At 61.2% G+C, this 13,746-nt stretch carries 14 protein-coding genes; 13 read left to right on the forward strand and 1 reads right to left on the reverse strand.

Features of this window, described 5'->3' with window-relative positions; all coding sequences use genetic code 11:
* Positions 1-50 precede the first annotated feature (50 nt).
* From minC to ACZYR5_RS01115, 8 genes are all read left to right on the forward strand, one after another.
* Complete coding sequence (minC, locus tag ACZYR5_RS01080; RefSeq protein ID WP_489088278.1) at positions 51-788, forward strand: septum site-determining protein MinC; 738 nt, start codon at positions 51-53, stop codon at positions 786-788.
* Positions 789-986: 198 nt separating this feature from the next.
* Positions 987-1,799 carry a septum site-determining protein MinD gene (gene minD / locus ACZYR5_RS01085; RefSeq protein WP_489088277.1) on the forward strand — a complete coding sequence of 271 codons (813 nt, stop codon included), beginning with the start codon at positions 987-989 and terminating at the stop codon, positions 1,797-1,799.
* Positions 1,800-1,802: 3 nt separating this feature from the next.
* Complete coding sequence (minE, locus tag ACZYR5_RS01090) at positions 1,803-2,057, forward strand: cell division topological specificity factor MinE (RefSeq protein WP_027620024.1); 255 nt, start codon at positions 1,803-1,805, stop codon at positions 2,055-2,057.
* Positions 2,058-2,214: 157 nt separating this feature from the next.
* Positions 2,215-2,850 (forward strand): RluA family pseudouridine synthase, encoded by a 636-nt coding sequence (locus ACZYR5_RS01095; RefSeq protein WP_489088276.1) that lies wholly within the window; start codon positions 2,215-2,217, stop codon positions 2,848-2,850.
* Positions 2,851-2,903: 53 nt separating this feature from the next.
* Entirely contained in the window at positions 2,904-4,007 is a 1,104-nt protein-coding gene (locus ACZYR5_RS01100; protein WP_489088275.1) for a hypothetical protein, read from the forward strand.
* A 75-nt stretch (positions 4,008-4,082) separates the two neighbouring features.
* Complete coding sequence (locus tag ACZYR5_RS01105; protein ID WP_027620021.1) at positions 4,083-5,372, forward strand: M18 family aminopeptidase; 1,290 nt, start codon at positions 4,083-4,085, stop codon at positions 5,370-5,372.
* Positions 5,373-5,571: 199 nt separating this feature from the next.
* The gene (locus ACZYR5_RS01110) at positions 5,572-5,748 is read left to right on the forward strand and encodes a hypothetical protein (protein WP_177327264.1); all 177 of its coding nucleotides are present in this window, start codon (positions 5,572-5,574) and stop codon (positions 5,746-5,748) included.
* A 79-nt stretch (positions 5,749-5,827) separates the two neighbouring features.
* The gene (locus ACZYR5_RS01115; RefSeq protein WP_489088274.1) at positions 5,828-7,984 is read left to right on the forward strand and encodes a mechanosensitive ion channel domain-containing protein; all 2,157 of its coding nucleotides are present in this window, start codon (positions 5,828-5,830) and stop codon (positions 7,982-7,984) included.
* A 12-nt stretch (positions 7,985-7,996) separates the two neighbouring features.
* Here ACZYR5_RS01115 and ACZYR5_RS01120 read toward each other — a convergent pair whose 3' ends face one another.
* Complete coding sequence (locus ACZYR5_RS01120) at positions 7,997-8,710, reverse strand: UTRA domain-containing protein (protein WP_489088273.1); 714 nt, start codon at positions 8,708-8,710, stop codon at positions 7,997-7,999.
* A gap of 361 nt (positions 8,711-9,071) precedes the next feature.
* On the opposite strand from ACZYR5_RS01120, the gene ACZYR5_RS01125 reads away from it, so the two are divergent.
* From ACZYR5_RS01125 to ACZYR5_RS01145, 5 genes are all read left to right on the forward strand, one after another.
* Positions 9,072-10,139, forward strand: coding sequence for an ABC transporter substrate-binding protein (locus tag ACZYR5_RS01125; protein ID WP_489088272.1), 1,068 nt, complete (start codon positions 9,072-9,074; stop codon positions 10,137-10,139).
* Between the two features lie 159 nt (positions 10,140-10,298).
* Positions 10,299-11,105, forward strand: a complete 807-nt coding sequence (locus ACZYR5_RS01130; protein WP_489088271.1) for an alkaline phosphatase family protein — start codon at positions 10,299-10,301, stop codon at positions 11,103-11,105.
* Between the two features lie 23 nt (positions 11,106-11,128).
* On the forward strand, positions 11,129-11,947 hold the full coding sequence (locus ACZYR5_RS01135; RefSeq protein WP_489088480.1) for an ABC transporter permease: 819 nt from the start codon (positions 11,129-11,131) through the stop codon (positions 11,945-11,947).
* Positions 11,934-12,734 carry an ABC transporter permease gene (locus ACZYR5_RS01140; RefSeq protein WP_489088270.1) on the forward strand — a complete coding sequence of 267 codons (801 nt, stop codon included), beginning with the start codon at positions 11,934-11,936 and terminating at the stop codon, positions 12,732-12,734. The genes ACZYR5_RS01135 and ACZYR5_RS01140 overlap by 14 nt, the downstream gene beginning before the upstream one ends.
* Entirely contained in the window at positions 12,731-13,720 is a 990-nt protein-coding gene (locus ACZYR5_RS01145; RefSeq protein ID WP_489088269.1) for an ABC transporter ATP-binding protein, read from the forward strand. The genes ACZYR5_RS01140 and ACZYR5_RS01145 overlap by 4 nt, the downstream gene beginning before the upstream one ends.
* Positions 13,721-13,746: the final 26 nt, after the last annotated feature.

A 13,746-nucleotide genomic window follows, 5' to 3' on the forward strand; every position in this document is an offset into this window, starting at 1 on the left:
TCTCGTTATAAGTCTCGGCACTTTTAGCGACAAGCCGTTGTATGCCAACCATGAGCCAAACCGAACCGCTAGACCAAGATCCCGTGTTCCAGTTGAAGGGCAGCATGCTCGCCATTACCGTGCTGGAGCTGGCCCGCAACGACCTGGAAACCCTCGACCGGCAACTGGCTGCGAAGGTTGCTCTGGCACCCAATTTCTTCAGCAACGCGCCGCTGGTGCTGGCCCTGGACAAACTGCCGGCCCACGAAGGCACGGTCGATTTGCCGGCACTGATGCGTGTGTGCCGCCACCATGGCCTGCGCACGTTGGCGATCCGCGCCAGCCGCATTGAAGACATTGCCGCGGCGATCGCCGTCGACCTGCCGGTGCTGCCGCCGTCCGGCGCTCGCGAGCGCACCCTCGACCTGCCGGAACCCGCTGCGCCGAAAAAACCGGAAAAACCACCCGAGCCGACGATCAAGCCGACCCGCATCATCACCTCGCCGGTGCGCGGTGGTCAGCAGATTTACGCCCAAGGTGGCGATTTGGTAGTGGTTTCCTCGGTAAGCCCGGGCGCGGAACTTCTCGCCGATGGCAACATCCATGTATACGGCCCGATGCGCGGTCGAGCGCTGGCCGGGGTCAAAGGCGATGGCAAGGCACGGATTTTCTGTCAGCAGATGAGCGCTGAACTGCTGTCCATCGCCGGTCATTACAAGGTTTCCGAAGATCTGCGCCGCGACCCGCTTTGGGGGGCTGGGGTACAAGTCAGCCTGTCGGGCGACGTGTTGAACATCATTCGGCTTTAACGGATACTGCCGCATTTTCCAAGCATCTCTAAAACGTAGTGAAAACGGCTCAAACGAAGTAGGAAAATGGCAGAACGCGGTGTTTACCAGCGGTAAACCCTGCCCCAGGCCTGATTCCAGCCAAGGCTGTCCGACTGCAGTCGTTTCAAGAGATGTTTTTCGGGGCTAAAAGTCCTTTTTCCTTAGGGGTGAAACACCTTGGCCAAGATTCTCGTGGTTACATCCGGCAAGGGTGGTGTGGGTAAGACCACCACCAGCGCCGCTATCGGTACCGGCCTCGCAATGCGCGGTCACAAAACTGTCATCGTCGACTTCGACGTGGGCCTGCGTAACCTCGACCTGATCATGGGTTGCGAGCGCCGCGTGGTGTATGACTTCGTCAACGTGGTCAACGGCGAAGCCAACCTGCAGCAGGCCCTGATCAAGGACAAGCGCCTTGAGAACCTGTACGTGCTGGCCGCCAGCCAGACCCGCGACAAAGACGCGCTGACCACCGAAGGCGTGGAAAAAGTCCTGATGCAGCTCAAGGAAGATTTTGATTTCGTGGTCTGCGATTCCCCGGCCGGTATCGAAAAAGGTGCCCACCTGGCCATGTACTTCGCTGACGAAGCGATCGTCGTGACCAACCCGGAAGTCTCCTCGGTCCGTGACTCCGACCGCATGCTTGGCCTGCTGGCCAGCAAGTCGCGTCGCGCCGAACGTGGCGAAGACCCGATCAAGGAACACCTGCTGATCACCCGCTACCATCCAGAGCGCGTAAGCAAAGGCGAAATGCTCGGTGTTGAAGACGTCAAGGAAATCCTCTCGGTGACCCTGCTCGGCGTGATCCCGGAATCCCAGGCGGTGCTCAAGGCCTCCAACCAGGGTGTTCCCGTGATTCTCGACGACCTGAGCGATGCCGGCCAGGCCTACAGCGACACCGTAGACCGCCTGCTGGGCAAGACCGTGGATCATCGATTCCTCGATGTACAGAAGAAGGGATTCTTCGAGCGCCTGTTTGGAGGCAACTAAACAATGAACCTTTTTGACTTCTTTCGTGCCAACAAAAAGCAAAGCACCGCGTCGGTAGCGAAAGAGCGTCTACAGATCATCGTGGCGCACGAACGCGGCCAACGCAGCACCCCGGACTACCTGCCAGCCTTGCAGAAGGAACTGGTCGAAGTGATCCGCAAGTACGTCAACATCGGCTCCGATGACGTACATGTGGCACTGGAAAACCAGGGCAGCTGCTCGATTCTGGAACTCAACATCACCCTGCCGGATCGCTGAGTCGATCCGTCGGGAACCACGGCAGTTAGAACACCTGCTGGTCCAATGTGGGAGCGGGCTTGCCCGCGAAGATTTCGGCACACTCAACGTTGATGTTGGCTGTGCCGGCCCTTCGCGGGCAAGCCCGCTCCCACACGTTTGTTATGAGGCTGTTTTAATGCCGCTGTCGAATATCCACATCCTCCATCAGGATGCCGCCGTCCTGGTGGTGAACAAGCCAACCCTGCTGCTCTCCGTGCCGGGCCGTGCCGATGACAACAAGGACTGCCTGATTACCCGTCTGCAGGAAAACGGCTACCCGGAAGCGCGGATTGTTCATCGCCTGGACTGGGAAACCTCGGGCATCATCCTGCTGGCCCGTGACCCGGACACCCATCGCGAGCTGTCTCGACAGTTTCACGACCGTGAAACCGAAAAAGCCTACACGGCGTTGTGCTGGGGCCAACCGGCGCTGGACAGTGGCAGCATCGACCTGCCGCTGCGCTACGACCCGCCAACCAAGCCACGGCACGTGGTGGATCACGAATTCGGCAAGCATGCCCTGACCTTCTGGCGTGTCCTGGAGCGTTGTGGCGACTGGTGCCGCGTCGAGCTGACGCCGATCACCGGGCGCTCTCATCAATTGCGCGTGCACATGCTGTCCATCGGCCACCCACTGCTCGGCGACGGGCTGTACGCCCACCCGCAAGCATTGGCGGCGTATCCTCGGCTATGTCTGCATGCCAGCATGCTGAGCTTTACCCACCCGCAAAGTGGCGAGCGCCTGCGCTTCGAGTGCCCGGCACCGTTTTAAGCGCATTCAACACCCCCAAGCACCCTGTTGAAACCAGAAGGACGCCTGGCCCCATGACGCCTATTACCTCCCCTGCGTCGATGCACCTTGAGATCGCAACGCAACAGTTGCTCTATCTCATCTATGGTGACAAGGACGTCTACCGCCGCGAAGCCAAGTTCAGCATCCTCACCGCCCTCGCCCAGCTCAAGCGCGGCGAGACGCTGTGCATCCGGATCATGACCGATCGGCCACAGGACTACGCCGGCTGGCCGGTGGACACCATTGCCCTCGACGAGCAGACCCTCAAGGATTGGCAGGGCGACCACGGCTATGTCCACCGGCGCAAGGCCTGCGCCATTGCCCAGGGCCTGACACTGGCGCAGAAGACCCTGTTCGTCGACACCGACACCCTGTTCCTGGAAAACCCGCTGCGGCTGTTCGAAAAAATCGCCCCCGGGCAGTACGTGATGGATCGCTTCGAGTACGACTGGAGCAGCGTTTGCGCACGCCCGGACTACGTCAAGCTGGGTGAACACCTGCAGGCCCACGGCATCGGCCCACAGAACAGTTTCAAGCTGTACAACAGCGGCCTGTGCGGCGTCACCGCCGGCGACTCGCCGCTGATGGCCGAAGCGATTCGGCTGATCGACGAATGGACCCAGGGTTCGTTCGATATCCACACCATCGAGCAGATAGCCATTTCCTTCGCCATGCGCGACAAGCCGGTGCAGGAAGCGAAGAAGTTCGTGTATCACTACTTCGCCGAAAAGAACTTTTTCCATGCCATGCAGAAGCATTTCTTTACCCAGCATGGCGAACAGTTCCGCCCACAATTGCCGGCGCTGTGCACCGAAGTGCCGCGTTGCAAGCCGATTCCCTCACCCTGGCAGCGGTTGCGGATCAAATGGAAGCTGCGCAATAAAAGCGCCAGCGTGAAGAAAGTCGGCCGCGCCTTGTTGTACGGCAGCGCTGCGCCCGAGCATCCCTACTACGAAGTGTGCCGCCATGAGTGGTGGGAATCGGCCTCGCGGGAAATCCTGCGCTGGGACGAAAGCAAACAGCAGAAGTTTTTCGGCGCCCACAAGGGACGCTGGCCCAAACAGCTGCCCAAGCCTGCCCGGGCAAATGACGAACAAACCATCATTGCATACCTGCGCAAACGCCTGGCCGACTGATCCCGGCGCACAAGCACTTGCCCAACGCGCCGGGGCAATACGTTAAACTCGCGACACTGCTGTCTGGAGCTACTTATGCGCGAAGAGTTGAACCAAGGCCTGATCGACTTCCTCAAGGCCTCCCCTACCCCCTTTCATGCCACTGCCAGCCTGGTTCAGCGCCTGGAAGCGGCGGGTTATCAGCGCCTTGATGAGCGCGAACCCTGGACCACCGAAGCCAACGGGCGCTACTACGTCACCCGCAATGATTCCTCGATCGTGGCCATCAAGCTGGGCCGCAACTCGCCGCTGTACGACGGCATCCGCATGGTCGGCGCCCACACCGACAGTCCTTGCCTGCGGGTCAAGCCGCAACCCGAATTGCAGCGCCAGGGTTTCTGGCAACTGGGCGTCGAAGTCTATGGCGGCGCGCTGCTCGCCCCCTGGTTCGACCGCGACCTGTCGCTGGCTGGCCGGGTGACCTTCCGCCGCGACGGCAAGGTCGAAAGCCAACTGATCGACTTCAAGGCGCCGATTGCGATCATTCCCAACCTGGCGATTCACCTCAACCGTGAGGCCAACCAGGGCTGGGCGATCAACGCGCAAACCGAGCTGCCGCCGATCCTTGCGCAGTTTGCCGGCGACGAGCGTGTCGACTTCCGTGCCGTGCTGACCAATCAACTGGCACTGGAGCACGGCCTCAACGCCGACGTGGTGCTGGACTACGAGCTGAGCTTCTACGACACCCAGGGCGCGGCCGTGATCGGCCTGCACGGCGACTTCATCGCCGGCGCGCGCCTGGACAACCTGCTGTCGTGCTACGCCGGTCTGCAAGCCTTGCTCACCGCCGACACCGAGGAAACCTGCGTCTTCGTCGCCAACGACCACGAAGAAGTTGGCTCCTGCTCGGCCTGCGGTGCCGATGGCCCGATGCTCGAACAGACCCTGCGTCGCCTGCTGCCCGAGGGCGAGGAGTTCGTGCGCACGATCCAGAAATCGCTGCTGATTTCTGCCGACAACGCCCACGGCGTGCACCCCAACTACGCCGACAAGCACGACGCCAACCACGGCCCGAAACTCAATGCCGGCCCGGTGATCAAGGTCAACAGCAACCAGCGCTACGCCACCAACAGCGAAACCGCGGGGTTCTTCCGCCACCTGTGCATGGCCGAAGAAGTGCCGGTGCAGAGCTTCGTGGTGCGCAGCGACATGGGTTGCGGCTCGACCATCGGCCCGATCACCGCCAGCCATCTGGGGGTGCGCACCGTCGACATCGGCCTGCCGACCTTCGCCATGCACTCGATCCGGGAACTGTGTGGCAGCCATGACCTGGTGCATCTGGTGAAAGTGCTGAGCGCGTTCTACGCGTCGCGCGAATTGCCCTGATATTGATGATCCCTTGTAGGAGCGAGCCTGCTCGCGATGACGGTGTGTCAGGCAATGAATAGGTTGCCTGTACCGGCCTCTTCGCTGGCAAGCCAGCTCCTACAGTGATATGAGCGCAGTCTCGTTACATTGACATTCGTCAGCTCACCCAGCACAAACCCACCTACACTCGAACCCGTCCCTTGCCAAGGCTGTTGCCATGATCTCGATGTCACTGTTCTCCTCCATGCTGATTCCCATTCTGTCGGGCATGATCCTGCTGGCCATCGGCTTCAACTTTCGCGACAAGAACGCCGGTGTGTTCTCGATGTGGATCGGCATGCTGGTGATCCTCGCCACCGTGGTTATCAAGATCCTCGCCAAGCTCAACGAATAAAAGCCGCCACTGCGCTCGCATTGGTCCTGCCCCCCTCGTACACTCGGTCAACCTGTACCTGTTTGAGGTTGACCGCCTAGTGTTCGCTCGTCTGCTGGCCCTGCCCTCCACCTTGTTGCTCTGCCTGCTGATGCTGTTGCCCATGGCACCGGCCCAGGCCGTTGGTCTGCCGAGCCTGCTGGGCAGCTCGAACAAAGCCCAGCCGGAGGCCGCCGAGCCTTTGGGGCAATCGCTGGACGAGGTGATCAAGTCGCTGGAGAACGACCAGCAACGGGCCAAGCTGCTGGCCGACCTGAAGAAGCTGCGCGACGCCACGAAAAAAGCCCAGACGCCCACCGAAGAAGGTGTATTGGGGCTGATCGGCGGCACCCTGGCGACGATTGAGAAACAGTTTTCCGGTGCCGACAGTCCGATCAACCGCTGGACCGACGAGCTCGACCTGGCCCAGCAAGAATTCAACGCCCTGCTGCTGCCGGCCAGCGAGTGGCTGCCGATCATCTTCGGCTTCGCTGTGGTCCTGATGCTCTGGAGCCTGCTCGCTGCGGCGTTGATCTGGCTGGGCCACCGGGTGCGCATGCGCTTCGGCCTGACCGAAGAACTGCCACAACACCCCAAGGCCCTCGACATGCTGCGTTTTGCCCTGCGCAAGCTCGGGCCCTGGCTGATTGCCTTGGTGATCACCGTCTATATGAGCTACGCCCTGCCCTCGTCACTGGGCAAGTCGCTGGCGATGGTGCTGGCCTATGCGCTGGTGGTCGGCACCTGCTTCTCGGCGATCTGCGTGATCGCGTTTTCCCTGCTCGACGGCCCGCACCGCCACCGCGCGCTGTACATCCTGCGCCATCAGGCTTTCCACCCACTGTGGCTGATCGGCAGCTTCGCCGCCTTCGGCGAGGCGCTGAACGATCCGCGCCTGGTGGCCGGCCTCGGCCCGCACCTGGCCCACGCGACGGCCACTGTGGCCAATGTCCTCGCGGCGCTGTTCACCGGCCTGTTCATCCTGCGTTTTCGCCGGCCCATCGCGCACCTGGTGCGCAACCAGCCACTGTCGCGACGCCTGACCCGTCGCGCCTTGAGCGACACCATCGAAATCCTTGGCACCTTCTGGTACTTGCCGGCGCTGGTGCTGGTGGGCATCTCGCTGTTCGCCACCTTTGTCTCCGCCGGGGACACCAGCACCGCCCTGCGCCAATCGTTGATCTGCACCGTGCTGCTGGTGTTGTGCATGGTGATCAACGGCCTGGTACGCCGTCACGCCCTCAAGCCGCAACGCGGGGCCAAGCGCCACGCGCTGTATTCGGAGCGGCTGAAGAGTTTTTTCTACACCTTGGCCCACCTGCTGGTGTGGCTGGCGTTCATCGAGCTGGGCCTGCGCGTCTGGGGCCTGTCGCTGATCCGCTTCACCGAAGGCGATGGCCACGACGTCAGCGTGAAGATCCTGGGCCTGGCCGGTACGCTGATTTTTGCCTGGCTGGTGTGGATCCTCAGCGATACCGCCGTGCACCTGGCCCTGACCCGCTCGCGCAAGGGCCTGGCCAATGCCCGTGCGCAGACCATGATGCCGCTGATCCGCAACGTGCTGTTCGTGGCGATTTTCATCATTGCGCTGATCGTCGCCCTTGCCAACATGGGCATGAACGTCACCCCGTTGCTGGCCGGTGCCGGCGTCATCGGCCTGGCCATCGGTTTTGGCGCACAGTCATTGGTGGCCGACCTGATCACCGGGCTGTTCATCATCATCGAGGACTCCCTGGCCATCGATGACTATGTCGACGTCGGTGGTCACCTGGGCACGGTCGAAGGCCTGACCATCCGCACCGTGCGCCTGCGCGACATCGACGGCATCGTCCACACCATTCCGTTCAGCGAAATCAAAAGCATCAAGAACTACTCGCGGGAATTCGGCTACGCGATCTTCCGGGTGGCGGTGCCCTACAACATGGAAATCGACGACGCGATCAAACTGATGCGCGAGGTCGGGCAGAAAATCCGCACCGATCCGCTGCAACGCCGCAACATCTGGTCGCCCCTGGAAATCCAGGGCGTGGAAAGTTTCGAGTCCGGCAGCGCGATACTGCGGGCGCGCTTCAAGACCGCGCCAATCAAGCAATGGGAGGTGTCGCGGGCGTTCAACCTGTCGCTCAAGCGGCATCTCGATGAGGCCGGACTGGACCTGGCAACACCGCGGATGAGCATTCAAGTAATGAACGTAGGCGGCGGCAAAGAGCAGGAGTAGTCGAAAGCCTGCTCAAACCACCTCGACCCCGACATGAATCGCATCGTGGCGCCAGAACTCCAGGTCGCAGTCGATCAAGCGTTCATGCTGGTCATAATTGACCCGGGCAATCCGCAACCCCGGGCTCCCCGCCGACACCCGCAACGCCGCCGCTGCGTCCAGCGGCAATGAGGTCGGGACAATTTCAAAGCGCACCCGTCCGTAGTGCAAATCGTAATGCCGCGCATACAGTTCGGTGATCGACTGATTCAGATCGAATTCGAGAATCCCCGGGAAGTACTGCGGGTTCAGATAGTGCTCGACGTAGAGCACCAGGCGCCCGTCGATGCGTCGCGAACGACAGATCTGGATCACGCTGGATAACGCCGGCAACTGCAGCCAGGCACAGACCGCCGCCGAGGCTGGCTGCAAGCGCGCACTGATGACTTCGGTGGACGGCACTCGGCCCTGGGCACTGACCATTGCGTGAAAGTGGCTGCGCTGCATCAGGTTGTAGGCCAGTCGGGGCGGCGACACGAACCAACCGCGGCGTTCCTCACGATAAATCTGCCCCTGGGCTTCCAGTTGCAACAGCGCCTCACGCACGGTGATCCGCGTGGTACCGAACAGCTCACTGAGTTTGCGCTCGGCCGGTAGCTTGCTCGCCGGCGCCAGCAAGCCGTGGTCGATCTGCTCGAGCAGGATCTGGCCGATGGCTGTCACCGCCTTGGTTGCCTCTTCACGCATCAAGGTTACCTTTCTGGACTAGTCCAGCACTGTTTCAGGGCTGTAACGCACGAAAAAGTGCCACTTCAAACCTAGTGCAAGCCTAGGCATTGCATATGACCGATCGGTGACAAAGCCGCCGAACGGACTTCCCCCGACAGTGCAATTGTGCGGCCAAGTCCCGGCAAACCGGCGCTGCCGCGATGGTCTACGCTTACTTCGCAGCCACCCCACTGGAGTGAAAAAAAGCCACTGGCGCGGGTGCCCGACATGAAAGTGTCATCCAGCGCCCCTAAATTGGCTCAGGTATTGCTGACCTAGACCAACCCAACCGCAAACGTTCAAAAAAACGCAGCGTTGAAGACGCCCAAAGGAGCTTTCGATGAAACAGCTTTTCCTGGCATCACTGTTAGGCACGACCATTGCCATGTGCACCGCCGCCATGGCCGCTGACACCGATCTGAAATCCCTCGAAGCCGCTGCGCGTGCGGAAGGCGCGGTCAACAGTGTCGGCATGCCCGATGACTGGGCCAACTGGAAAGGCACCTGGGCAGACCTGGCCAAGAACTACGGACTCAAGCACATCGACACCGACATGAGCTCGGCCCAGGAAGTGGCCAAGTTCGCCGCCGAGAAAGACAACGCCAGCGCCGACATCGGCGACGTCGGCGCCGCCTTCGGCCCGATCGCGGTCAAGCAAGGCGTGGTGCAACCCTACAAGCCGAGCACCTGGGCGCAGGTCCCGGACTGGGCCAAGGACAAGGACGGCAACTGGGCGCTGGCCTACACCGGCACCATCGCCTTCATCGTCAACAAGAAGCTGCTGCACGGATCCGAAGCACCGACCAAGTGGGCTGACCTGAAAACCGGCAAGTACAAGGTCTCCATCGGTGACGTCAGCACTGCGGCCCAGGCGGCCAACGGCGTACTGGCGGCCGCACTGGCCAATGGTGGCGACGAGAAGAACCTGCAACCGGCCTTGTTGCTGTTCGCCGATATCGCCAAGCAGGGTCGCCTGTCGCTGGCCAACCCAACGATCGCCACCATGGAAAAGGGTGAAGTCGAAGTCGGCGTGGTCTGGGACTTCAACGGCCTGAGCTACAAGGCCAAGATGGCCAACCCGGATGACTACGTGGTGCTGATCCCGTCCGACGGCTCGGTGATTTCCGGCTACACCACCATCATCAACAAGTATGCGAAAAACCCTAACGCAGCCAAGCTGACCCGCGAATACATCTTCAGCGACGCCGGCCAGATCAACCTGGCACGAGGCAACGCCCGTCCGATCCGCGCCGAGCACCTGACCCTGCCGGAAGACGTGAAATCCAAGCTGCTGCCGAACGAGCAGTACAAAAAGGTCACGCCGATCAAGGACGCCGATGCCTGGGAAAAAACCTCCAAGGCCCTGCCGCAGAAGTGGCAGGAAGAAGTGATCATCAATATGCAGTAAGGCTGTCGGCCCCACTGCGGGGCTGATGGAAACCTACCTGATGTGTGGGAACGGGCGCCCGCTTGCGGCTTGCCCGCGATGAGGTCGGTACATTCATGCCGACGCCTTCGCGGGCAAGCCCGCTCCTACAGGTATTGCGTAGTTGTTGCGGAGCTACCCATGAAACACAACGTTATCCTCGTCGTGCTCGACGGCCTCAACTACGAGGTCGCGCGGCATGCCATGGGGCATTTGCAGGCCTACGTGCAGGCCGGGAAGGCGGCACTGTACAAACTCCACTGCGAGTTGCCGTCCCTGTCGCGCCCCCTGTACGAATGCATCCTCACCGGTGTCACCCCGATCGACAGCGGCATCGTGCACAACAATGTCTCGCGCCTGTCCAACCAGCGCAGCATTTACCATTACGCCCGCGATGCCGGCCTGACCACGGCGGCAGCGGCCTATCACTGGGTCAGCGAGTTGTACAACCAGTCGCCGTTCCTTGCGTCCCGCGATCGGCACACCGCCAACCCCGAATTGCCGATCCAGTACGGGCATTTTTACTGGTCCGACCATTACCCCGATTCCCACCTGTTCGCCGACGCCGAGCACCTGCGCCTGCAACATGCGCCGCATTTCCTGCTGATCCACCCGATGAACATCGACGACGCCGGGCACAAGCAGGGCCTGGACAGCGCGCAATACCGCAACAGCGCGCGCACCGCCGACGTGATCCTCGCCGACTACCTGCAAAACTGGCTCGACGCCGGTTATCAAGTGCTGGTGACTGCCGACCACGGCATGAACAACGACCGCTCGCACAACGGCCTGCTGAACGAAGAGCGCGAAGTACCGCTGTTCGTCATCGGCGACGCCTTCAGCCTCAGCACCGTCGCCGCGCCGAAACAGACCGAGCTGTGCGGCACCATCTGCCAATTGCTCGGGGTCACCCACGACAAACCGCTCTGCCAGGAGTTGCTCAAGTGAATGCCATCAGCCGCGGAAAATGGATGGCGGCGCTGTGCCTGGTGCCCTTCGCGATTTTCTTCTTCGTGTTCCAGATCGCCCCCTTGGGCTGGGTGCTGATCAACAGCCTGCAATCGGAAGAGTTTGGCTGGGGGTTGGCCAACTTCAGCAAGATCTTCAGCTCGAAGTTCTATCTGCAGGCGATCCAGTACAGCCTGGAGATCAGTTTCTGGTCCAGCGTCTTCGGCATCGTCATTGCGATCCTCGGCAGTTACTCGCTGCGCCGGGTCGACTCGAAGCTGCGCAACTTCGTCAACGCCTTCGCCAACATGACCAGCAACTTCTCCGGTGTGCCCCTGGCCTTCGCCTTCATCATCCTGCTCGGATTCAACGGCAGCATCACCATCATGCTCAAACAGGCCGGGATCATCGAGGACTTCAACCTGTACTCGAAAACCGGGCTGATCATCCTCTACACCTACTTCCAGATTCCCCTCGGTGTGTTGCTGCTGTACCCGGCCTTCGATGCCCTGCGTGAAGACTGGCGCGAATCGGCGGCGCTACTCGGCGCCAACAGTTGGCAGTTCTGGCGCCACATCGGCCTGCCGGTGCTGACCCCGGCGCTGCTCGGCACCTTCGTCATCCTGCTGGCCAACGCCCTGGGCGCCTACGCCACGGTCTACGCGCTGACCACCGGCAATTTCAACGTCCTGCCGATCCGCATCGCGGCCATGGTCTCGGGCGATATTTCCCTCGACCCGAACATGGCCAGCGCCCTGGCCGTAGTGCTGGTGACCTTGATGACCGTGGTCACGGTGGTCCATCAGTTGCTGTTGAAGAGGAGCTACCATGTCTCGCGCTGAACCCGGCTCCGCCGCGCTCTATCACCGCGTGGTGGTGTACCTGCTGTTTGCCATCCTGTTGCTGCCACTGGTCGGCACCCTGGTCTACTCGATCGCCAGCAGTTGGTCGGCCACTGTCCTGCCCAGCGGTTTTACCTTCAAGTGGTACATCCAGCTGTGGAGCGATGCACGCTTCCTCAACGCTTTCGGCCAGTCGCTGCTGGTGTGCGTCGGCGCGTTGATCCTGTCGGTGGTGCTGATCCTGCCGCTGCTGTTCGTCGTGCATTACCACTTCCCCAGGCTCGACGCGCTGATGAACATCTTGATCCTGCTGCCGTTTGCCGTGCCGCCAGTGGTGTCGTCGGTGGGACTGTTGCAACTCTACGGTTCCGGACCCTTTGCCATGGTCGGCACGCCCTGGATCCTCGTCGGCTGCTATTTCACCGTGGCATTGCCGTTCATGTACCGGGCGATCACCAACAACCTGCAGGCGATCAACCTGCGCGACCTGATGGACGCCGCCCAACTGCTCGGTGCCAGCACCTGGCAGGCGGCGTTCCTGGTGGTCCTGCCGAACCTGCGCAAGGGCCTGATGGTGGCGTTGTTGCTGTCGTTCTCGTTCCTGTTCGGCGAATTCGTGTTCGCCAACATCCTTGTCGGCACCCGCTACGAGACGCTGCAGGTGTACCTCAACAACATGCGTAACAGCAGCGGTCACTTCACCAGCGCACTGGTGATTTCCTACTTCTTCTTTGTGCTGGTTCTGACCTGGGCGGCCAATATCTTGAACAAGGACAAAAGCCAATGAGCTTCGTCAGCGTCCAACACCTGCAAAAAAACTACTCGGGCACCCCGGTGTTCAGCGACATCAACTGCGAGATCCAGAAAGGCGAGTTCGTCACCCTGCTCGGCCCGTCGGGCTGCGGCAAGTCCACGCTGTTGCGCTGCATCGCCGGACTGACTTCGGTGGATGGCGGCAAGATCCTCCTCGACGGCCACGACCTGGTGCCCCTGAGCCCGCAAAAACGCGGGATCGGCATGGTGTTCCAGAGCTATGCGCTGTTCCCCAACATGACCGTGGAACAGAACGTCGCCTTCGGCCTGCGCATGCAGAAGGTCAAGGCCGACGACAGCCGCAAGCGGGTCCAGGAAGCCCTGCAACTGGTGGAGTTGAATGACTTCGCCAACCGCTATCCGCACCAACTGTCCGGCGGCCAATGCCAACGCGTAGCCCTCGCCCGCTCGCTGGTGACCCGTCCGCGCCTGCTGCTGCTCGATGAGCCGCTGTCGGCACTGGACGCACGGATTCGCAAACACCTGCGCGAACAGATCCGTCAGATTCAACGCGAACTGGGCTTGACCACTATTTTCGTCACCCACGATCAGGAAGAAGCCCTGACAATGTCTGATCGAATATTCCTGATGAACCAGGGAAAGATCGTACAAAGTGGCGACGCAGAGACTCTCTACACTGCGCCAGTGGATGTGTTTGCCGCCGGCTTCATCGGCAACTACAACCTGCTCGACCCGGCCAGCGCCAGCAAACTGCTGCAACGGCCGGTCACCAGCCGCATCGCGATACGCCCCGAAGCCATCGAATTGAGTCGCATCGGTGAACCGGACGCCCAGATCCGCAGCCACAGCCTGTTGGGCAATGTCATTCGCTACCGGGTTGAAGCCCGAGGCGTGGAACTGGTGGTGGATGTATTGAACCGTTCGGCGGCCGACCTGCACGCCGACGGTCAGCGTCTGGCACTGTCGATCGATCCGACGGCTTTGTGTGAGGTAGCGTGATGCCTGTGCCGCAACCACCGATTTCG

The sequence above is a fragment of the Pseudomonas sp. F007 genome (assembly GCF_057814275.1).